Annotated in this window: 31 protein-coding genes; 30 read left to right on the top strand and 1 reads right to left on the bottom strand. The window is 47.2% G+C overall.

Features of this window, described 5'->3' with window-relative positions:
* The 23 genes from rpsQ to rplQ all read left to right on the top strand — a co-directional run.
* Positions 1–165 (top strand): 30S ribosomal protein S17 (gene rpsQ / locus SHK35_RS12705; protein ID WP_318710055.1); only part of this gene is annotated, 165 nt, incomplete at its 5' end.
* A gap of 24 nt (positions 166–189) precedes the next feature.
* Positions 190–558, top strand: a complete 369-nt coding sequence (gene rplN, locus SHK35_RS12700) for a 50S ribosomal protein L14 (protein WP_318703322.1) — start codon at positions 190–192, stop codon at positions 556–558.
* 11 nt (positions 559–569) lie between these two features.
* Complete coding sequence (gene rplX, locus SHK35_RS12695) at positions 570–881, top strand: 50S ribosomal protein L24 (protein WP_318703323.1); 312 nt, start codon at positions 570–572, stop codon at positions 879–881.
* A 24-nt stretch (positions 882–905) separates the two neighbouring features.
* On the top strand, positions 906–1,448 hold the full coding sequence (gene rplE / locus SHK35_RS12690; RefSeq protein ID WP_318703324.1) for a 50S ribosomal protein L5: 543 nt from the start codon (positions 906–908) through the stop codon (positions 1,446–1,448).
* Between the two features lie 14 nt (positions 1,449–1,462).
* Positions 1,463–1,648, top strand: a complete 186-nt coding sequence (locus tag SHK35_RS12685; protein ID WP_318703325.1) for a type Z 30S ribosomal protein S14 — start codon at positions 1,463–1,465, stop codon at positions 1,646–1,648.
* Between the two features lie 19 nt (positions 1,649–1,667).
* Complete coding sequence (rpsH, locus tag SHK35_RS12680; RefSeq protein WP_318710053.1) at positions 1,668–2,069, top strand: 30S ribosomal protein S8; 402 nt, start codon at positions 1,668–1,670, stop codon at positions 2,067–2,069.
* A 78-nt stretch (positions 2,070–2,147) separates the two neighbouring features.
* A complete protein-coding gene (rplF, locus tag SHK35_RS12675; RefSeq protein ID WP_318703327.1) occupies positions 2,148–2,690 on the top strand; it encodes a 50S ribosomal protein L6 in 543 nt (180 codons plus the stop codon).
* Positions 2,691–2,707: 17 nt separating this feature from the next.
* Complete coding sequence (gene rplR, locus SHK35_RS12670; protein WP_318703328.1) at positions 2,708–3,076, top strand: 50S ribosomal protein L18; 369 nt, start codon at positions 2,708–2,710, stop codon at positions 3,074–3,076.
* Between the two features lie 20 nt (positions 3,077–3,096).
* Positions 3,097–3,606 carry a 30S ribosomal protein S5 gene (gene rpsE / locus SHK35_RS12665; RefSeq protein WP_318703329.1) on the top strand — a complete coding sequence of 170 codons (510 nt, stop codon included), beginning with the start codon at positions 3,097–3,099 and terminating at the stop codon, positions 3,604–3,606.
* 17 nt (positions 3,607–3,623) lie between these two features.
* Positions 3,624–3,815 (top strand): 50S ribosomal protein L30, encoded by a 192-nt coding sequence (rpmD, locus tag SHK35_RS12660; protein ID WP_318703330.1) that lies wholly within the window; start codon positions 3,624–3,626, stop codon positions 3,813–3,815.
* Positions 3,816–3,834: 19 nt separating this feature from the next.
* Complete coding sequence (gene rplO / locus SHK35_RS12655; RefSeq protein ID WP_318710051.1) at positions 3,835–4,272, top strand: 50S ribosomal protein L15; 438 nt, start codon at positions 3,835–3,837, stop codon at positions 4,270–4,272.
* Positions 4,272–5,585 (top strand): preprotein translocase subunit SecY, encoded by a 1,314-nt coding sequence (gene secY, locus SHK35_RS12650; protein ID WP_318703332.1) that lies wholly within the window; start codon positions 4,272–4,274, stop codon positions 5,583–5,585. The genes rplO and secY overlap by 1 nt, the downstream gene beginning before the upstream one ends.
* A 179-nt stretch (positions 5,586–5,764) precedes the next feature.
* On the top strand, positions 5,765–6,406 hold the full coding sequence (locus SHK35_RS12645) for an adenylate kinase (RefSeq protein WP_318703333.1): 642 nt from the start codon (positions 5,765–5,767) through the stop codon (positions 6,404–6,406).
* Between the two features lie 40 nt (positions 6,407–6,446).
* Complete coding sequence (gene map / locus SHK35_RS12640; RefSeq protein ID WP_318703334.1) at positions 6,447–7,199, top strand: type I methionyl aminopeptidase; 753 nt, start codon at positions 6,447–6,449, stop codon at positions 7,197–7,199.
* An 11-nt stretch (positions 7,200–7,210) separates the two neighbouring features.
* Entirely contained in the window at positions 7,211–7,474 is a 264-nt protein-coding gene (locus tag SHK35_RS12635) for a KOW domain-containing RNA-binding protein (protein ID WP_318703336.1), read from the top strand.
* A 14-nt stretch (positions 7,475–7,488) separates the two neighbouring features.
* Entirely contained in the window at positions 7,489–7,707 is a 219-nt protein-coding gene (gene infA, locus SHK35_RS12630; RefSeq protein ID WP_120477986.1) for a translation initiation factor IF-1, read from the top strand.
* A complete protein-coding gene (locus SHK35_RS12625; protein ID WP_318710050.1) occupies positions 7,708–9,009 on the top strand; it encodes a hypothetical protein in 1,302 nt (433 codons plus the stop codon).
* Between the two features lie 69 nt (positions 9,010–9,078).
* A complete protein-coding gene (gene rpmJ / locus SHK35_RS12620; protein WP_031271335.1) occupies positions 9,079–9,192 on the top strand; it encodes a 50S ribosomal protein L36 in 114 nt (37 codons plus the stop codon).
* Between the two features lie 338 nt (positions 9,193–9,530).
* Positions 9,531–9,902, top strand: a complete 372-nt coding sequence (gene rpsM, locus SHK35_RS12615) for a 30S ribosomal protein S13 (protein ID WP_318710049.1) — start codon at positions 9,531–9,533, stop codon at positions 9,900–9,902.
* 69 nt (positions 9,903–9,971) lie between these two features.
* Positions 9,972–10,367, top strand: coding sequence for a 30S ribosomal protein S11 (gene rpsK / locus SHK35_RS12610; RefSeq protein ID WP_318685594.1), 396 nt, complete (start codon positions 9,972–9,974; stop codon positions 10,365–10,367).
* Positions 10,368–10,680: 313 nt separating this feature from the next.
* Entirely contained in the window at positions 10,681–11,274 is a 594-nt protein-coding gene (gene rpsD / locus SHK35_RS12605; protein WP_318705614.1) for a 30S ribosomal protein S4, read from the top strand.
* 112 nt (positions 11,275–11,386) lie between these two features.
* Positions 11,387–12,346, top strand: a complete 960-nt coding sequence (locus SHK35_RS12600) for a DNA-directed RNA polymerase subunit alpha (protein WP_318705616.1) — start codon at positions 11,387–11,389, stop codon at positions 12,344–12,346.
* Positions 12,347–12,509: 163 nt separating this feature from the next.
* Entirely contained in the window at positions 12,510–13,046 is a 537-nt protein-coding gene (gene rplQ / locus SHK35_RS12595; RefSeq protein ID WP_318705617.1) for a 50S ribosomal protein L17, read from the top strand.
* A gap of 59 nt (positions 13,047–13,105) precedes the next feature.
* Here the strand turns inward: rplQ and SHK35_RS12590 are convergent, their stop codons facing one another.
* On the bottom strand, positions 13,106–14,071 hold the full coding sequence (locus tag SHK35_RS12590; protein WP_318710048.1) for a M15 family metallopeptidase: 966 nt from the start codon (positions 14,069–14,071) through the stop codon (positions 13,106–13,108).
* Between the two features lie 182 nt (positions 14,072–14,253).
* Between SHK35_RS12590 and SHK35_RS12585 the strand changes: the two genes are divergently transcribed.
* From SHK35_RS12585 to rpsI, 7 genes are all read left to right on the top strand, one after another.
* Positions 14,254–14,931 (top strand): FAD-dependent thymidylate synthase, encoded by a 678-nt coding sequence (locus SHK35_RS12585; protein ID WP_318705619.1) that lies wholly within the window; start codon positions 14,254–14,256, stop codon positions 14,929–14,931.
* Between the two features lie 3 nt (positions 14,932–14,934).
* Positions 14,935–15,783: an energy-coupling factor transporter ATPase gene (locus SHK35_RS12580; RefSeq protein ID WP_318705620.1), complete on the top strand. Its 849-nt coding sequence runs from the start codon at positions 14,935–14,937 to the stop codon at positions 15,781–15,783.
* 2 nt (positions 15,784–15,785) lie between these two features.
* Positions 15,786–16,634 carry an energy-coupling factor transporter ATPase gene (locus SHK35_RS12575; RefSeq protein WP_318705621.1) on the top strand — a complete coding sequence of 283 codons (849 nt, stop codon included), beginning with the start codon at positions 15,786–15,788 and terminating at the stop codon, positions 16,632–16,634.
* 21 nt (positions 16,635–16,655) lie between these two features.
* A complete protein-coding gene (locus SHK35_RS12570) occupies positions 16,656–17,459 on the top strand; it encodes an energy-coupling factor transporter transmembrane component T family protein (protein WP_318705622.1) in 804 nt (267 codons plus the stop codon).
* A 63-nt stretch (positions 17,460–17,522) separates the two neighbouring features.
* A complete protein-coding gene (gene truA, locus SHK35_RS12565; RefSeq protein ID WP_318710046.1) occupies positions 17,523–18,266 on the top strand; it encodes a tRNA pseudouridine(38-40) synthase TruA in 744 nt (247 codons plus the stop codon).
* A 288-nt stretch (positions 18,267–18,554) separates the two neighbouring features.
* Positions 18,555–18,983, top strand: a complete 429-nt coding sequence (gene rplM, locus SHK35_RS12560; protein ID WP_318705624.1) for a 50S ribosomal protein L13 — start codon at positions 18,555–18,557, stop codon at positions 18,981–18,983.
* Positions 18,984–19,008: 25 nt separating this feature from the next.
* Positions 19,009–19,404: a 30S ribosomal protein S9 gene (gene rpsI / locus SHK35_RS12555; RefSeq protein ID WP_318705625.1), complete on the top strand. Its 396-nt coding sequence runs from the start codon at positions 19,009–19,011 to the stop codon at positions 19,402–19,404.
* Positions 19,405–19,634 lie beyond the last annotated feature (230 nt).

Genomic DNA, 19,634 nt, shown 5'->3' with positions numbered 1-19,634 from the left:
ACGCATCCTCTTTACAAGAAGGTCGTGAAGAGAACCTACAAACTTAAGGCGCACGATGAGAAGAACGAGTGCAGCATCGGCGATACCGTTAAGGTTATGGAGACAAGGCCTCTGTCTAAGGACAAGAGATGGAGACTTGTGGAAATTGTAGAAAAAGTGAAATAAGCCATCACGGCGAAGGAGGAAATCATGATTCAGCAGGAGAGCAGATTGAAAGTTGCTGATAATACCGGTGCAAAAGAGTTGCTTTGCATTCGGGTTGTGGGCGGCTCTACAAGAAGATATGCACAGATTGGCGACGTGATTGTTGCTTCCGTTAAAGATGCAACACCAGGCGGCGTTGTAAAGAAGGGTGACGTTGTGAAGGCAGTTGTTGTCCGTACCGTAAGGGGTGCGCGCCGCAAGGACGGCTCCTATATCAAATTCGATGAAAATGCTGCTGTTATTATCAAAGATGACAAGACTCCCAGAGGAACCCGTATTTTTGGACCCGTGGCAAGAGAGCTTCGTGAAAAGCAGTTCATGAAAATTGTTTCTCTGGCTCCGGAAGTATTGTAAGGAGGTACCATATGTCAACCATGAAAATTAAAAAGGGTGATACCGTTAAGGTAATCGCCGGCAAAGATAATAATGCAGAGGGCAAGGTGCTTGCGGTAGATGCGAAAAAGCACAAGGTTCTGGTGGAAGGCGTGAATATGATCACAAAGCATTCCAAGCCCTCTCAGGCAAATCCCAACGGCGGTATCGTCAAGAAGGAAGCTCCTATTGATATTTCAAACGTTATGCTTGTTGTAAAGGGAAAGCCCACCAGAGTAGGCTTCCGCATGGAGAACGGCAAGAAGGTACGTTTCGCAAAAGCAACCGGCGAGACCATCGATTAATCAATAGGAAGGAGGAAATATCAGGTGAGCAGACTGAAAACTTTATATAATGACGAGATCGTAGCTGCAATGACAAAAAAGTTTGGCTACACAAATGTTATGCAGGTTCCCAAGCTTGACAAGATTGTAATTAATATGGGCGTCGGCGAAGCGAAGGAAAATGCAAAGGTTCTTGAGAATGCGGTAAATGACATGCAGATCATTTCAGGCCAGAAGGCGGTTCTCACAAAGGCAAAGAAGTCCGTTGCAAACTTCAAAATCCGTGAGGGCATGGCAATCGGCTGTAAGACCACACTGCGCGGCGAGAAGATGTATGATTTTCTTGACCGTCTTGTAAATCTGGCGCTCCCTCGTGTGCGTGACTTCAGAGGAGTAAATCCTAATTCCTTTGACGGCAGAGGAAATTATGCGCTGGGCATCAAGGAGCAGTTTATTTTCCCTGAGATTGAGTACGATAAGATCGACAAGACCAGAGGTATGGACATTATTTTTGTAACCACAGCAAAGACGGACGAAGAGGCACGGGAGCTACTGAGACTGTTCAACATGCCTTTTGCGAAATCATAAGGAGGTAAATTCTGATGGCTAAGACATCAATGAAAGTAAAACAGCAGCGCAAACCCAAGTTTTCCACACAGGCATACACCCGCTGCAAAATTTGTGGTCGTCCACATTCGGTTCTGAAAAAATACGGAATCTGCAGAGTTTGCTTCCGTGAGCTGGCATATAAGGGACAGATCCCCGGTGTGAAGAAAGCAAGTTGGTAGAGAAGGAGGAAACGAAATCATGACAATGAGTGATCCTATTGCAGATATGCTTACGAGAATCCGTAATGCAAACCTTGCAAAACACGATACAGTTGATGTTCCCTCTTCCAAGATGAAGCTGGCGATTGCGCAGATTCTTTTGGAGGAAGGATATATTAAGAAGTTTGATATGATCCAGGACGGACAATTCCAGACCATTCACATTACCTTAAAGTACGGTGCAGATAAGAATGAGAGAATTATTTCCGGAATCAAGAGAATTTCCAAGCCGGGTCTTCGGGTTTACGCCGGCAAGGAGGAGCTGCCCAAGGTATTGGGTGGTCTTGGCATCGCCATCATTTCTACCAACCAAGGCGTAGTAACCGATAAAAAGGCGCGCGAGCTTCAGGTAGGCGGCGAGGTTCTTGCTTTTGTTTGGTAAAAAGCCAACAAGTTGTCTTCGCGAAAAGATTTTTTAAGGCAGCAAAAAATCATTCCAATTAATTTAGGAGGTACGGGCATGTCACGTATAGGAAGAATGCCAATCGCGATTCCCGCAGGTGTTACTGTGGAAGTTGCAGAAAATAATAAAGTGACCGTCAAAGGTCCCAAGGGAACGCTGGAAAGAGTGTTGCCCAGAGAGATGGAAATCAAGGTAGAGGGCGCTGAAGTGCTGGTGAGCAGACCCAATGATTTAAAGAAAATGAAATCCCTTCACGGCCTCACCAGAAGCCTGATCAACAACATGGTTGTTGGCGTTACCCAGGGCTATGAAAAGAAGCTGGAAGTAAACGGTGTTGGTTACAGAGCGGCAAAGGCAGGCAAAAAGCTGACCCTGAATCTGGGATATTCCCATCCGGTTGAGATGGAGGATCCCGAGGGCATTGAAACTGTTGTTGAGGGACAGAACCTGATTACTGTAAAGGGCATCGATAAAGAGAAGGTTGGCCAATTCGCAGCCGAGATCAGAGACAAGAGAAGACCTGAGCCTTACAAGGGCAAGGGTATCAAGTATGCCGACGAGACCATCAGGCGCAAAGTTGGTAAAACCGGTAAGAAATAGATAAGGAGAGTATGAAGATGGTTAGAAAAGAGTCCAGACAGGAAGTTCGTGTGAAAAAGCACAAAAGAATTCGCAACCGCTTCAGCGGCACTGCACAGAGGCCTCGTCTTGCTGTGTTTCGAAGCAATAATCATATGTATGCTCAAATTATCGACGACACGGCGGGAAATACCTTAGTATCTGCTTCCACTCTTGAAAAGGAGATCGGCGCAGAACTTGAGAAGACCAACAACGTGGAAGCGGCAGCATACATTGGAACAGTGATTGCAAAGAGAGCTTTGGAAAAGGGCATTAAGCAGGTTGTTTTTGACAGAGGCGGTTTTTTATACCATGGAAAAATTGCAGCATTAGCTGATGCGGCCAGAGAAGCTGGCTTGGAATTCTAGGAAAGGAAGAGGAATACACCATGAAACATACAATCATAGATGCAAGCCAGTTAGAATTGACGGACAAGGTTGTTGCCATCAAGCGTGTAACGAAAACCGTTAAGGGTGGCCGTAATATGCGTTTTACTGCTCTTGTAGTTGTGGGCGACGGCAACGGACACGTTGGAGCAGGACTTGGCAAGGCTGTAGAAATTCCGGAAGCGATCCGCAAGGGAAAAGAAGACGCAATGAAGCACCTTGTGCAGATCGCCCTGGATGAGAACAATTCCATTACCCATGATTTTATCGGCACTTATGGTTCCTCCAACGTTCTGTTGAAGAGAGCACCTGAAGGTACCGGTATTATCGCAGGCGGTCCTGCCCGTGTTGTGTGCGAGCTTGCAGGCATCAAAAATATTCGTACCAAGTCTCTTGGCTCCAACAATAAGCAGAACGTTGTTCTTGCAACCATAAGCGGCTTAAGCCAGTTAAAGTCCCCTGAAGAAGTTGCGAGAAACCGCGGTAAATCTGTGGAAGAGATTATGGCTTAAGGAAGGAGGACCAGACAATGGCAGATAAGAAATTGAAAATCACTTTGGTAAAGTCCACAATCGGCGCTGTGCCGAAGAACAGAGCAACCGTTGAATCTATGGGCCTTCGCAAGATCGGCAAGTCCATAATCCTTCCTGATAATGCAGCTACCAGAGGACAGATTCGTCAGGTTCGTCATCTGATTAAAGTAGAAGAAGTTGAAGTTTAAGGAAAAGGAGGTGGCAGATATGGATTTATCCAATTTAAGGCCCGCTGAAGGCTCCAAGCATAATGATTTTAGAAGAGGACGCGGACACGGTTCGGGAAATGGAAAGACAGCAGGCAAAGGACACAAGGGCCAGAAGGCTCGTTCCGGCGCTCCCAGACCCGGCTTTGAAGGCGGTCAGATGCCTTTATACAGACGTATCCCCAAGAGAGGCTTCACCAATAGAAACGCAAAGGACATTGTAGCCATCAATGTGACGGAGCTGGAGCGTTTTGAGGAAGGTGCGACTGTAGACGTAAACACATTAATTGAGGCTGGTGTGGTAAAAAACCCCAGAGATGGAGTAAAGATACTCGGAAACGGAGAACTTACCAAAAAGCTTAACGTGAAGGCAAATGCGTTCAGCGCGTCTGCAAAGGAAAAAATAGAAGCTCTTGGTGGAACAGCAGAGGTGATGTAATGCTTACAACACTGAAAAACGCATTCAAGATCAAAGAATTAAGGCGGAAAATCTTTTTTACCATGGCAATGTTAGTTGTGATTCGGCTCGGATCACAACTTCCTGTGCCGGGAGTGGACAGAGAGGCCTTTGCTGCATGGTTTGCTGCCCGTACAGGTGATGCGTTCAGTTTTTTTGATGCCATAACGGGAGGTTCCTTTGAGAACTTCTCCATTTTGGCGTTGAGTATCAGTCCTTATATTACTTCATCCATCATTATGCAGCTTTTGACGATTGCCATTCCTAAGCTGGAGGAAATGCAGCGCGACGGAGAGGATGGAAGAAAAAAAATCGTCGCTATCACAAGATATGTGACGGTGGTGCTTGCTCTGGTGCAGGCAACTGCAATGGTAATCGGATTTGGCATGCAGGGATATCTGGTGGAATATAATGCCCTTAACGTGATCACTGCGGTTGCCGCCCTTACCGCAGGAAGTGCTTTCTTGATGTGGGTGGGTGAGCGGATTACGGAAAAAGGCGTGGGAAACGGAATTTCCATTGTCCTGGTGATCAATATTATTTCCAGGCTGCCTCAGGATCTGGGGCGTCTTTTTGAACAGTTTGTGTATGGGAAAGCGCCGGCTACCGCGATTTTGGCGGTGGTGATCATTTTTGCCATTATTATTGCCATGGTAATTCTGGTTATTATCCTAAACGGCGGTGTGCGCAAAATTCCCGTGCAGTATGCAAAGAAGGTTCAGGGCCGGAAGATGGTCGGCGGACAAACCTCCAACATCCCGTTGAAGGTGAACACCTCTGGCGTGATCCCCATTATTTTTGCATCGTCCATTATGCAGATGCCCATTATTATCTGCTCCTTTATCGGATATGAGGGTACAGGCGTATGGGGTGAAATATTAAAGGGGTTAAACTCCAGCTATTGGTGTGTTCCAAGTCAGCCCATCTATTCCATTGGATTACTGGTATATATTGTGTTGATTGTGTTCTTCGCATATTTCTATACGTCAATTACCTTTAATCCTTTGATGATTGCCGATAATATGAAAAAGCAGGGAGGGTTTATTCCAGGCATCAGGCCCGGCAAGCCCACCAGCGATTATCTCAGCAAAGTTTTGAATTATATTGTAATCATCGGCGCAGTAGGCCTGATTATTGTTTCGGTCATTCCGTACTTTTTCAACGGCGTGTTCGGGGCAAGCGTATCCTTTGGAGGAACAAGTCTTATTATTATCGTGAGCGTCATTCTGGAAACCATGAAGCAGATCGAATCGCAGATGCTGGTTCGCAACTACAAAGGCTTTTTGGAGGATTGACGAATGTGCGGCACCGGTTTGCCGGTTGCGTATTACTAAGAGGCAGTATCCGGATGATGAAAATCATTCGGATACTTTTTCTGTATTAGATATTGCAAAGTGTTTTTAAAAAAGTTAAAATATAAATGTTGTGTTAATGTGATTGTGCTGCGCCCTGAAAGCGGCGGAACGGAGGACATATGAAGATTATCATGTTGGGAGCACCTGGTGCCGGAAAAGGAACCCAGGCAAAAATGATTGCAGAAAAATATGGGATTCCCCATGTTTCCACGGGAGATATTTTTCGTGCCAATATTAAAAACGGCACTGCGCTTGGAATAGAGGCAAAAAAATACATGGACCAGGGACTTCTTGTGCCCGACGAGCTGACGGTGAAGATTCTTTTAGACAGGGTGGCGCAGCCTGACTGTGCTGACGGCTATGTTCTGGACGGATTTCCAAGGACCATACCGCAGGCTCAGGTTTTGGATGAAGCGCTGGAAGAACTGGGCGATGCGATAGATTATGCCATTAATGTAGAGGTGCCGGACGAGAATATCGTAAAGAGAATGTCGGGGAGGCGCGCCTGCGTATCCTGCGGGGCCACTTACCATGTGGAGCATATACCGCCCAGGGAGGAAGGCATTTGCGACAAGTGTGGAAAAGAGCTGATCCTGCGGGATGACGATAAGCCGGAAACGGTGCAGAACCGTCTGCAGGTTTATCATGAGCAGACCCAGCCCCTGATCGACTTTTACGGGGCCAAGGGTGTTTTAAAGACAGTTGATGGAACGGTGGACAGCAAAGAGGTATTTGCTGCCATAGAGGCGATTTTGGGTTAGGCCAAAACCCGAACCGCTGTAGGAAAGGAAGTAAGATAGAATGGCTGTTACAATCAAGTCCCCTCGGGAAATTGAGCTGATGCGGGAATCCTGCAGACTTTTGGCAGATGTATTTCATCATATGGAGGAAGCGGTGAGACCGGGAATGTCCACTTATGAGATTGATGCGCTGGGCGAGAAGCTGATTCGTGCCCATGGATGTGTTCCCAATTTCCTCCATTATAACGGATACCCGGCCTCCATCTGTGTGTCGGTGAACGACGAGGTGGTACACGGCATTCCCAGAAAAGACCATATTCTGCAGGAAGGCGATATTGTAAGCCTGGATGCGGGACTGATTTACAAGGGATATCATTCAGATATGGCCCGTACCTTCGGCGTCGGGGAAATCAGTGAAGAGGCGAGGCTTTTGATTGAACGGACGAGACAGAGCTTTTTCGACGGAATAAAAATGGCAAAAGCAGGAAATCATCTATATGATATTTCAAATGCCATTGATGCGTCCATAAAACCTTACGGCTATGGGATTGTGCGGGATCTTGTGGGCCATGGCATCGGAACCCGGCTTCATGAAGACCCTCAGATACCGAATTTTGCCCAAAGGAGAAAGGGAATAAAGCTGCAGGCGGGCATGACCCTGGCCATCGAACCCATGATCAATATGGGCAGGCCGGATGTGGAGTGGCTTGATGATGACTGGACAGTGGTTACGGAGGACGGCTCCTGGTCGGCACATTATGAGAACACAGTGTTGATTACGGACGGCGAGCCGGAAATCCTTACATTGTATTAGGAGCATATAAAATGACAGGTAATTTTGCCTTTTCAAAAGCGGGGCATGACAAAGGAAAGCTTTATGTGATTGTCGCAGAGGAACAAGACTATGTTTACCTGTGCGACGGAAGGCTGAAAAAGATAGACGCCCCTAAGAAAAAACGGAAAAAGCATATACAGATTGTAAACCGGCGCGTGGGTGAAGAGCTGCTTGCCGGACTGGAAAAAAGGGAAACAATGCTTGATGAGCAAATCAAGTATGCAATAAAGCAATATGAAAAAGAAAAGGAATAAAATGGAGGGAATGTATGTCTAAAAGTGATGTAATCGAAATTGAAGGAACGGTTGTGGAAAAGCTGCCCAACACCATGTTTCAGGTGGAACTGGAAAACGGGCATCGCGTGCTTGCTCATATCAGCGGCAAACTGCGCCAGAACTTTATCCGCATTCTGCCGGGGGATAAGGTGACCCTGGAGCTGTCACCCTACGACTTGACCAAGGGACGCATCATCTGGAGAGATAAATAAATGATCAAAAAAATGGGACGCATGGCACTGCTTCTTTTGGGGAGCGCGGTTTTGGGCACGCTGCTTTTGGTGCTGGCATTCTGCCTGCCCGTGGAACGCATGCGGGAGAATGTGGCCGTGAGCGTGGACAGCATGATAAAGGATCCGGAAGAGGTGGCGGATAACGCCTTTGCCCAATATGTCTGGAGTGAAAAAGAGACCTATACGGACGCCATCATGGTGCAGAATGCCATCGAAAGAATACCGGGGAAAAATGTATTTGAAGAGGCTATGTGGGTTTATCACACAGACTTGGAAGAGGAGGTCTGGACGCCGGAGGCTTCTCTGAAAGCCTTTCTTTCGGAGGAAGGAATGGAGCAGTCCTATCTGCATGAATATTCCCGTTACTGGCATGGATATCTGATCTACTTAAAGCCTCTCCTGCTGATTTTTTCCTGGTCACAGATTGTGATGCTGGGGATTGTCCTGCAGGTGCTTCTTATGGGGGCCGTGCTGTTTGCTTCTATAAAGAGAGGAACCCCGGGGGTGGGCGCTGCCATGCTCATAGGCTTTCTCTTTATGAAGCCTGTGCTGGTTTTGTGTTCGCTGACCATGTCTGTATGCTGGATCATTACACTGGCTGTGCTGCTCATCATGCTGCTTTGCCACAGTAAAATAGAAGCGGGGAAAAGGTATCCGGAGCTGTTTCTTTTGACCGGTATCCTTACCTCGTATTTTGACTTTCTGACCTACCCTGTGGTAACGCTGGGATTTCCCCTCTGTGCATATTTTCTGCTGGCAGAAAGAGAGTCCATAAAGAAGGGACTGCAGAAGGTAATCGGATACAGCTTCTGCTGGGGCGTCGGCTATGTGGGCATGTGGGCGCTCAAATGGATTATTGCAGATGTTACGCTCCATACAGGAACCATAAAAGATGCGGCATGGTCCATAATCGGCAGAACGGAGGCCATCGGCGGAAGGCCCAGGATGAACGGCGGCTTTTATGTGATCGGTTTAAATCTCCAGGAATACAAGTGGATGATTTACCCGGCGGCGGCCGGGCTTTTGCTTCTCGTTTCCCTGGCTTTGTTTTTCCTTGCCGCACGAAAACTGTCTGTGAGAGCGGCTTTGGAGATTGTGATTCCCTGTGTGGTGATCTTCTGCATTCCCTTTGCATGGATTGTTGTTGTACAGCATCATTCGGCGCTGCATGCAAGATTTACCTTCCGCATTTTGAGTGTTGCGGCTGTGGCGGTAAGCTGTATGGGAATAAAGCTTTTCAAAAGCCTCCGAAAATCGGAAAAAAGCTTGAAAAATCAATAAAAAAGTCTTGTCAACACAGATGTCCTGTGTTATAATACAAGACGGTCTTTTTTGAAAGGAGGGTTTAACGTGAAGGTTAGATCATCAGTAAAACCAATTTGCGAGAAATGCAAAATTATCAAGAGAAAAGGACGCATCAGAGTAATCTGTGAAAATCCGAAACACAAACAAAGACAGGGATAATCACCGGCTTGATGGAATGTCAGGCATGTGAGTTCTTGTCCGATTTTATGTGCGGCTGAACCGGCGCGTTTTTTATGCGCCGATTATCATAAATTGGGATAGAGCTTACGGGAGATTACTTCTTGATACCAGAACGAAATGTTTTGTTCCAGATAGGCACAACAAATGATTTATCGGGAAGAAACAGGCAGGACTGGAAAGATCGGATTGTGTCCGGTTGGGTGAAAGCCCCAATCAATTAGTAACGAAACAGGCGTGCTGCAAACAGACCAAATGGCGCGCCGGCGTGCGGCATAAGAGCAGGCCGCAAAAACGCGACGAAAATGGAGGAAACGTAAATGGCTCGTATCGCAGGTGTTGACTTACCTAGAGAAAAACGAATTGAAATCGGCTTGACCTACATCTATGGAATCGGAAGATCCACCTCTAACAAGCTGTTGGCAGAGGCGGGAGTAAATCCGGACACCAGAGTGAGGGATATAACCGACGAAGAAGTCAAGAAAATCAGTGAAGCTATCGAAAAGCTGGGCGTTATGGTAGAAGGCGACCTGAGAAGGGAAATTGCCCTGAATATCAAGAGACTTCAGGAAATCGGCTGCTATCGGGGAATCCGTCATCGTAAGGGACTTCCTGTCCGCGGACAGAGGACAAAGACAAACGCCAGAACAAGAAAAGGTCCTAAGCGCACGGTGGCTAACAAGAAGAAATAATAACGTAACTGTGAAAAAGGGATGATATTAGAGCTCAATCCCAGAAATGAGAAAGTAGGTTAGTTTAAAATGGCTAAAAAAGTTGCAAAAAAAGTGACAAAAAAGCGTGTAAAGAAAAACGTTGAACGCGGACAGGCACATATTCAGTCTTCTTTTAACAATACAATTGTTACGCTGACTGACACTGAGGGAAATGCGCTCAGCTGGGCAAGTGCCGGTGGTCTTGGTTTTAGAGGTTCAAGGAAATCTACTCCATATGCTGCACAGATGGCAGCTGAAACAGCTACAAAGGCGGCGCTGGTTCATGGATTGAAAACTGTTGACGTATTTGTAAAGGGACCTGGCTCAGGACGTGAGGCTGCAATCAGAGCACTCTCTGCCTGCGGTCTTGAGGTGGTAAGCATCCGCGACGTAACTCCGGTTCCCCACAATGGATGCCGTCCTCCTAAACGCCGTAGAGTATAATATTTGTAAAAAGTAACCCGTTGGAAGAAAGTGCCCGGTATACCCCGCACTGTAAACAATATGCGAGGAGGAAGGAAAACAAGCGCCGACAGCGTCGGCATTTGTTTTCACCCGACGAGCAAACGAGAAAATCAATGAGCGCGAAGCGCGGCTGCTGCGCAGCAGCAGGATTTTCGAGTGTCATGCGGAAGCCCGCTGCATCGCAGGGCGGAAGCCGCTGCGCCGTCATGCGCAAGCAGGACGAGTGCAGAAGCCCGACAAACGCGAAGCGCAACAAGATTTCAAGGTTAACAAAAAAGAAGGGAAATAAAAAATGGCAGTAAATCGTGTACCTGTATTAAAGAGATGCAGATCCCTGGGTCTGGAGCCCTCCTATCTGGGATATGACAAAAAATCTAACAGAAATCCGGTAAGATCCGGCAAGAAGGTAAGTGAATACGGACTTCAGCTGAGAGAAAAGCAGAAGGCGAAATTCATTTACGGCGTGCTGGAGAAGCCTTTCAGAAACTACTATGAGAAAGCAGACAGAATGAAGGGCATGACCGGTGAAAACCTTATGATCATGCTGGAAAGCAGACTGGACAATGTGGTTTTCAGAATGGGCTTTGCAAGAACCAGAAGAGAAGCAAGGCAGGTTGTAGGCCACAGACATGTGCTGGTGAACGGAAAGACAGTGAACATTCCTTCCTATCTGGTAAAGGCCGGAGACGTGATTGAGATCAAGGAAAAGGCAAAATCCATGCAGAGATATAAGGATATTGTTGAAGTAACCGGCGGCAGACTGGTACCCGAATGGATGGATGTTGATATTGAGAATTTGAAGGGAACCATCAAAAATCTTCCCACCAGAGAAATGATTGATGTTCCTGTAGACGAGATGTATATTGTCGAGTTGTACTCCAAATAAGCCCTGTCAGCCTCTGAGGCTATATTTTACAGCGGCCGGATATCCGCTGTCATTTATAGCTTCGGAGTGCTTGTGTCTTTGGAAAAAAAGTTCGTAAAGGAGGGTATTTGCAGTGTTTGATTTTGAAAGACCCAATATTGAGGTCGCCGAGATTTCAGAAGACAAGAAGTACGGTAAATTCGTAGTTGAACCCCTGGAGAGAGGATACGGAATTACTCTGGGCAATTCTCTGAGGAGGATTATGCTTTCTTCACTGCCCGGCGCTGCAGTCAGTCAGGTAAAAATCGAAGGCGTGTTGCATGAGTTCAGCTCCATCCCCGGCGTGAAGGAGGATGTAACTGAGATCATCATGAACATTAAGAGCCTGGCCATCAAGAATAACAGCGATACCAACGAGGCAAAGACCGCATATATTGAATTTGAGGGCGAAGGCATTGTACACGCTTCCGATATACAGGCTGATCAGGATATCGAAATTTTGAATCCCGATCTGGTGATCGCTACCTTAAGCGGCAAGGATACCAAGCTTTACATGGAGCTCACCATCACAAAGGGACGCGGCTATGTAAGCTCAGATAAAAATAAACAGGAAGATTTACCTATCGGTGTGATTGCTATTGATTCCATCTATACACCGGTGGAGAGAGTCAATGTTACCGTTGAGAACACCCGTGTGGGCCAGATTACGGACTTTGATAAGCTGACGCTGGATGTATATACCAATGGCACATTGGTTCCGGATGAGGCTGTCAGTCTGGCTGCAAAGGTACTCAGCGAGCATTTGAGCCTTTTCATAGATCTTTCTGAGAGCGCCCAGAAGGCGGAGGTTATGACCGAGAAGGAGGACGACGAAAAGGAAAAGGTGCTGGAGATGAGCATCGATGAGCTGGAGCTGTCCGTCCGCTCCTATAACTGCCTTAAGAGAGCAGGAATCAATACCGTGGAAGAGCTGACCAACAAAACCTCAGAGGACATGATGAAGGTTCGTAATCTGGGCCGCAAATCCCTGGAAGAGGTTTTGGCAAAATTAAAGGAGCTGGGGCTGCAGCTGAATCCCAGCGACGAAAGCTAGACATAAGGAAGGATTATCCCCGGCTGGTAAGACCAAAGGGCGCGGCTGAGGTTATCTCTAAATGGCACTTGAAACCGGCGTCTGAAACAGATGCCAGACATTCGGTAAGTAAGTCCAAAGAGCGTGGCCGGATGTACCATAAATGAGAAAGGAATAATTTATTATGGCAAAGTACAGAAAACTTGGCAGAAATTCTGCACAGAGAAAGGCATTATTAAGAAATCAGGTAACCGCATTGATCTATCATGGAAAGATCGTTACCACGGAAGCGAAGGCAAAAGAGGTGAGAAAGATTGCAGAGGGCCTCATTGCCATGGCAGTGAAGGAGAAGGATAACTTCGAGATGGTAAAGGTTACCGCCAAGGTTCCTGTCAAGGACAAGGACGGCAAAAGAGTAAAGGAAGTCGTAGACGGCAAGAAGGTTACCAAGTTTGAGTCCGTTGAGAAGGAGATCAAAAAGGATCTGCCCTCCAGACTTCATGTGAGACGTCAGATGCTGCGGGTGCTGAATCCCGTTGTATCCGTTCCCAAGGAAGCAGCAGGAAGAAAGAGAAATACCAAGGAAGTGGACCTGGTTGCAAAATTGTTTGATGAATATGCACCCAAGTATGCAGACCGCAAGGGCGGTTATACCAGAATCGTTAAGATTGGCCAGCGCAAGGGTGATGCAGCGCTTGAAGTTTTGCTTGAGCTTGTATAAAATGATCAAAAAAAGAACCGATGGTAACATCGGTTCTTTTGCCTATGTGAACTTTCGGATCATGTATCAAGCGTCTTTTGAAAGTGCTGATAATCCTTGCTGCTGTTCCAGTTGCCGCCCCAGGTGAAACCGTGCTCCGTAAACAGCTTATAGCACAGATCGCTCTCATCAATCTTATAAGGAAAGTGGGCGGACCGATCTGCGTAATCCAAAGCGGCGGCGGGAGAAACCTTCTGACTGCCGTCCGATTCATAGGTGACATACGGGTTGTAAAATGGATTGATGTCAATGGCCAGTCCCAGGGCATGCTTGGAGAGGGAGGTGGTTCCCTCCACCACACGGTAATTGAAGCAGGAAGTATTGTTATCCTCCATGGAGGCCGTGTCATCGCCATCGTATTCGTCAATCAGCCGTACCTTTTCCAGCTGATATTCATTGCGGTAAAGCTCGTAAAAGATTTCCACCAGATCCTGGGCGATGGCCTGGTTGCAGATCAATTCCCCTTCTGCAGGATTACCTTCAAAATCATAATGAAGAATGTGCAGATATCTCAGGTCATCGTAGGTTATGGCCAGCTCCTGGCTGTCTTCGGTGTTCTCTGGAACTGCTGGATAAGAAACACCTGTAATGTAACGTCTGAGATGATCGGAGAGGGGTTCGTAGTAAAAGCCATCCGTGTAGGTGACCCGTTTTGCAAGCATGGAGTCCCCGTTCAGGGAGGCGCCGGTCAGCTGGCTTGCAGCAGTATCTTCTGCTTCCGTCTGCAGGTTTTCCGTCGTTTCATCCAAGCTACTCTGTGCAGCTGAATCTTCTGATGCAAGGGAGTCGCTCTCCGAAGCTTCCTTTTTGGCGTCGAGAGAATCGTTTTGTGCAGTCTGCTCTTTTGTATCAATGCCCTGCTGTGCTGCGTATTCGCTGAGCGTCATGGAATTTCCCCCCAAAAGCATTGTAAGACTGCCGACCAGGAGGCAGATTGCCGTCAGGGTTACAAGCATTTTCAGTATTTTATTTTTATCTATATTCATAAAAGCTTCCTTTCATGTGTATTCTGGGGCATTTTCGATATACTGCTAGCATATCATGCCCTGACTTTTTTGTAAATCCGCACCTTGGAGATAGAAAAATGTGACAGGGTAATGAATTGATTTATCCCGGACAATTTGATACAATATTCAGCGTATAACCGGAAAGGGCAAGGAGAAGAAAGATGGGAAAAGTGATTATATTGGATGAGACAACGAAAAATCCGCTTACCCTGATGGGAAAGCGGGCAGGAGTGTGCTGGGGAGGGGATATCCAAGATAACGCCAAAAACTATAAGAGAGGATTGGACTGCCTTGAGTCAGGGCACGGGCGTGTCCTTGAGTATGTGAACGTTGAGATGGTGCTGGAGGGATACTCCGCAAGAGTGATACGGGAATGGTATACGCACATTGGCGGCGGCCCTACAAGGCTGCAGGCGAGCACCAGATATATCGACTACAGCAATTTTGAAGCTGTAGTGCCCAATTCTGTAAAAGGGAATGAAGCGGCCCGCAAATGTTATGAAAGCTGTTTAAATGAAATAAAAAAGCATGCGGACATTTTATTGAATGAATATAACATCCCGCGGGAGGACGTGGCTTTGCTTCTGCCCCTGGGAATGGAAACAAAGATCGTTGACAAAAGAAATCTGAGAAATCTGCTGGATATGGGACAGCAGCGGTTATGCAACAGAGCAAATTGGGAATATAGAAATTTAATGAACGATATTCTTGCTGAGCTGAGAAAGATTTCAGAGGAATGGGAATACATTGTAAACAATTATTTCGCACCGAAATGTAAAAAGCTGGGCTATTGCCCGGAGAAGAAATCCTGTGGACTGATGAAAAGAAAAGGCGAGTGAAATATGGGAATTATTGAGGCAAGAGATGTTGTATATGAATATGTCCGGCGGGACGAAGAGGGCAACGTTGAGGGCGTTACCAAGGCAGTGAACGATGTATCCCTTGACATTAAGCAGGGGGATTTTATAGCCATTCTGGGCCACAACGGTTCGGGTAAGTCCACTCTTGCCAAGCATATGAACGCCATTTTAAACCCCACGGAGGGAACCATATGGGTGGACGGCATGGACACCAATGAGGAAGAAAATGTGTGGAATATCCGCCAGACAGCGGGCATGGTATTCCAGAATCCGGACAATCAGATTATCGGACAGGTGGTAGAGGAGGATGTGGGATTCGGCCCCGAGAATATGGGGGTTCCAACAAAGGAAATCTGGGAGCGCGTGGAGGAAAGCCTTAAGGCAGTGGGCATGTATCAATTCAGGAAGCATTCCCCCAATAAGCTTTCCGGAGGGCAGAAGCAGAGAGTTTCCATTGCAGGCGTTCTGGCAATGCACCCCAAATGTATTGTGCTGGACGAGCCTACGGCAATGCTGGACCCAAGCGGCAGGAAGGAAGTGATCCGGGCCGTCCGGGGGTTAAATCAGGTGGAGGGAGTCACGGTGGTTCTCATCACCCATTACATGGAGGAAATTATTCACGCCGACAGGGTGTTTGTGATGGATCAGGGCAAAATAGCCATGGAGGGAACGCCCCGGGAAATTTTTTCCCAGGTGGAAAAGCTCAAAAGCCTGCGGCTGGATGTGCCCCAGGTGACGCTGCTTGCCTACGAGCTGAAAAAACAGGGAATTCCCCTGCCGGATGGAATCCTGACTACGGATGAGCTGATAAGGGCTCTTGGATTGGAGTAGAAATGTCGATTGTTTTAGAGCATGTCAATTACATTTATGGAGAGGACACTCCCCTTGCCTTAAGGGCGCTGAATGATATCTGCCTGACCATTCCCGACGGGCAGTTTGTAGGCGTAATCGGACATACGGGGTCTGGGAAGTCCACTCTGATGCAGCATTTGAACGGTCTGATAAAAGCCACAGAGGGGCACATTTATTTTAACGGTGAGGATATCTATCAAAAGGATTATGATATGAAAAAGCTGCGCAGCAAGGTGGGGCTGGTATTTCAGTATCCAGAGCATCAGCTTTTTGAGATAGACGTGTTTACGGATGTGTGTTTCGGACCTAAAAATCTGGGACTGGATAAAGAGGAAGTAAAAAGGCGTGCCACGGATGCGCTTAAGAAGGTAGGGCTGGGAGAGGAATTTTTTTATCAATCTCCCTTTGAGCTCTCCGGAGGACAAAAAAGGCGGGCCGCCATTGCAGGAGTCCTTGCCATGCAGCCCCAGGTGCTGATTCTGGACGAGCCCACTGCGGGCTTAGACCCCAGAGGAAGGGATGATATCCTAAAGCAGATCAAGCAGCTTCAGACCCAGACGGGAATGACTATACTTTTGGTGTCCCACAGCATGGAGGATGTTGCGGAATATGTGGACCGCATTATTGTAATGAATAAGGGGAGCGTAATGTTCGACGATGTGCCCAAAAAGGTTTTCCAGCATTACAAAGAGCTGGAGGAGGTAGGCCTTGCGGCTCCCCAGGTGACTTATATTATGCACGCCCTGAAGGAAAAAGGGCTTGACGTGGATGTGAACGCTACCACCATCCATGAGGCCGCGGAGGAAATTCTCCGGGCCCTGAAAGGATGAAGCAGATGAGCGAGGAAACATATGCTTAGAGATATTACATTGGGACAATATTATCAGACAGATTCCATCCTGCATAAAATGGACCCCAGGGTGAAGCTGGGAGGAACACTGTTATATATTATTTCCCTGTTTTTCTTTCAAAACTTTTTGGGATATGCAGTGGCAGCTCTTTTCCTTGCTGTTGTAATCCGATTGTCCAGGGTGCCCTTTCGGTTTATGGTCAAGGGGATGAAGGCCATTGTATTTTTGCTTTTGATCACGGTGGTTTTTAATCTGTTTTTAACCCCGGGAACTCCTTTGATTACCTTCTGGAGGCTGACCATTACGGAAGAAGGACTGCGTCTTGCCGTCTCTATGGCAATCAGGCTGACGCTGCTGATTATTGGTTCCTCTGTGATGACTTTGACCACCACGCCCAACAATCTCACGGACGGACTGGAAAAAATGATGCGCCCCCTCAGAGTTTTTAAGGTGCCGGTGCACGAGGTGGCCATGATGATGTCCATTGCGCTGCGTTTTATCCCCATTTTACTGGAGGAAACAGACAAAATTATGAAGGCGCAGATTGCCAGGGGCGCGGATTTTGAGAGCGGCAATCTCATCAGACGGGCCAAGGCTATGGTTCCTTTATTGGTACCCCTTTTTATCTCCGCCTTCCGCAGAGCCAATGATCTGGCCATGGCTATGGAGGCCAGGTGCTACAGAGGCGGGGAAGGCCGTACAAAGATGAAGCCTTTAATTTATCAAAGGCGGGATTTTATTGCCTACGGGTGCATTGCTGTATATCTGGCGGTAAGCATTGTATTGGGAAGGCTTCCTCTCTAAACAGGCGGTAAGCCTTCAGACTTACGAAAAATGAAGCCGGAAAATCAGAGAAGAGGGCAAGATATGGAAACAAGACGGATACGCCTGAAGGTGGCTTACGACGGCACCGGCTACCACGGCTGGCAGCTTCAGAAAAATGCAGTGACCATAGAAAGCGAGTTAAACAGATGTCTCAGTGAGCTTTTCGGAGAAGAAATTCAGGTGACGGGCGCCAGTAGAACAGACGCAGGCGTACATGCCCTGGAGAATATTGCTGTGTTTGACACAACAAGTCCCATGCCTGCCGGGAAAATATCTTATGCGCTGAATCAAAGACTGCCCGAGGATATCCGCATCCAGAAATCGGAGGAGACGGCTTGCGACTGGCATCCCAGACGCTGTAAAAGCAGGAAGACCTATGAATACCGCATTTACAGGGCACAGTTTCCCATGCCGGTGAAACGTTTGTATGCTCTTTTTACCTATTATAAGCTGGACGTAAACCATATGAAGGAGGCTGCAGCTTATCTGGAAGGGGAGCATGATTTCAAAAGCTTCTGCCAGACGAAGGCACAAGTGGAATCCACTGTGCGGACTCTTTATTCTGTGCAGGTGGAGGAGCAGGGACAGGACCTGGTGATTCGGGTGTGCGGGAACGGCTTTCTCTATAACATGGTGAGAATCATTGTGGGAACTTTGCTGGAGGTGGGCCAGGGCAGGCGTACACCGGAGAGCATCACGGAGATTCTTGCGGCAAAGGACCGTGCGGCGGCTGGTCCTACGGCACCGGCTCATGGACTGACATTGGTGCGGTATGAGTTTGAATAAAGCTGGCTGTGAAGCAGCAAAAGCGCCGAAGGTGCGGCTTTGCGAACAGGCGGGCTGCGCTGTTATAATTGGAAAACCAATGGAAAAATATCATAAAATAAGTCTTGACACGCCAGGCCGCGTATCATATAATATATGACTGTGACAGTGTTTCAAAATGTGTAGCCAAAGCCCCGGCGAAGCATTGAGATAGACAGCAGCAAAGCGTTCTGAGAAGTACTAAAGTGTAGCCGGACATCTGCATTTTATTATGGGATCAGAACAAAAAAGTAATACGGAGGGAACATAATGAAAACATTTATGGCTAGTCCAGCTACAATCAATAGAAAATGGTATGTAGTAGATGCTACTGACATGACTTTGGGACGCTTGGCTTCTGAAGTTGCTAAGATTTTGAGAGGAAAGAACAAGCCTATTTATACTCCGCATATGGACTGCGGCGATTATGTAATTGTTGTGAACGCGGAGAAGGTTAAGGTGACCGGCAAGAAGCTGGATCAGAAGATTTATTACAGACATTCCGAGTATGTGGGTGGAATGAAGCAGACTACGCTCAGAGAGAAATTAGCGAAGAAACCTGAGCAGGTTGTTGAGCTCGCAGTTAAGGGCATGCTTCCCAAAGGCCCCTTAGGAAGGCAGATGTATACAAAGCTTCACGTATATGCGGGACCTGATCACAAACATGAGGCTCAGAAGCCCGAAGTGCTGACATTTTAAGGGTCTGAGAGGAGGAAAATAAATCATGGCTAAAACGGAAAGATACTACGGAACAGGAAGAAGAAAGAAATCCATCGCCAGAGTATACCTGGTACCTGGTAAGGGCGATGTTACCATTAATAAAAGAAACATGGATGATTACTTTGGTCTTGAGACCCTGAAGGTGATCGTGCGTCAGCCTCTGGCGCTTACCGAGACGGCAGACAAGTATGATGTAATCGTGAACGTACGCGGCGGCGGATATACCGGACAGGCAGGCGCTATCAGACATGGCGTTGCAAGAGCGCTCCTTCAGGTAGACGCTGACTACAGACCTGTGTTGAAGCGTGCAGGCTTCCTCACCAGAGACCCTCGTATGAAGGAAAGAAAGAAGTACGGTCTGAAGGCAGCTCGTCGTGCGCCTCAGTTCTCCAAGAGATAATTTCGAGACAATGGAAGAATTTATGCAAACCCTTGAAAGTCCAGTATTTTCAAGGGTTTTCTTTATGCCAGCGTTTTTGAGAATTTTTGAAAAAAGTGCAGAATTTTGAAGCGTAGCACACAAGCAGCACACAAATTTACTTAGAGGAAGAATACAGGGTTGTTTCATGAAAGATTTTTAAAAGTATAAGAAGATTTGATTTTATCGGGGGTTATACGTGTTATACAAAT

This window comes from Candidatus Acetatifactor stercoripullorum (assembly GCF_944382095.1).
Taxonomy (GTDB): Bacteria; Bacillota; Clostridia; order Lachnospirales; family Lachnospiraceae; genus Acetatifactor; species Acetatifactor stercoripullorum.
The sequence above is the reverse complement of the archived record's forward strand: the minus strand, read 5'-3'. Positions and strand labels throughout refer to the sequence as shown.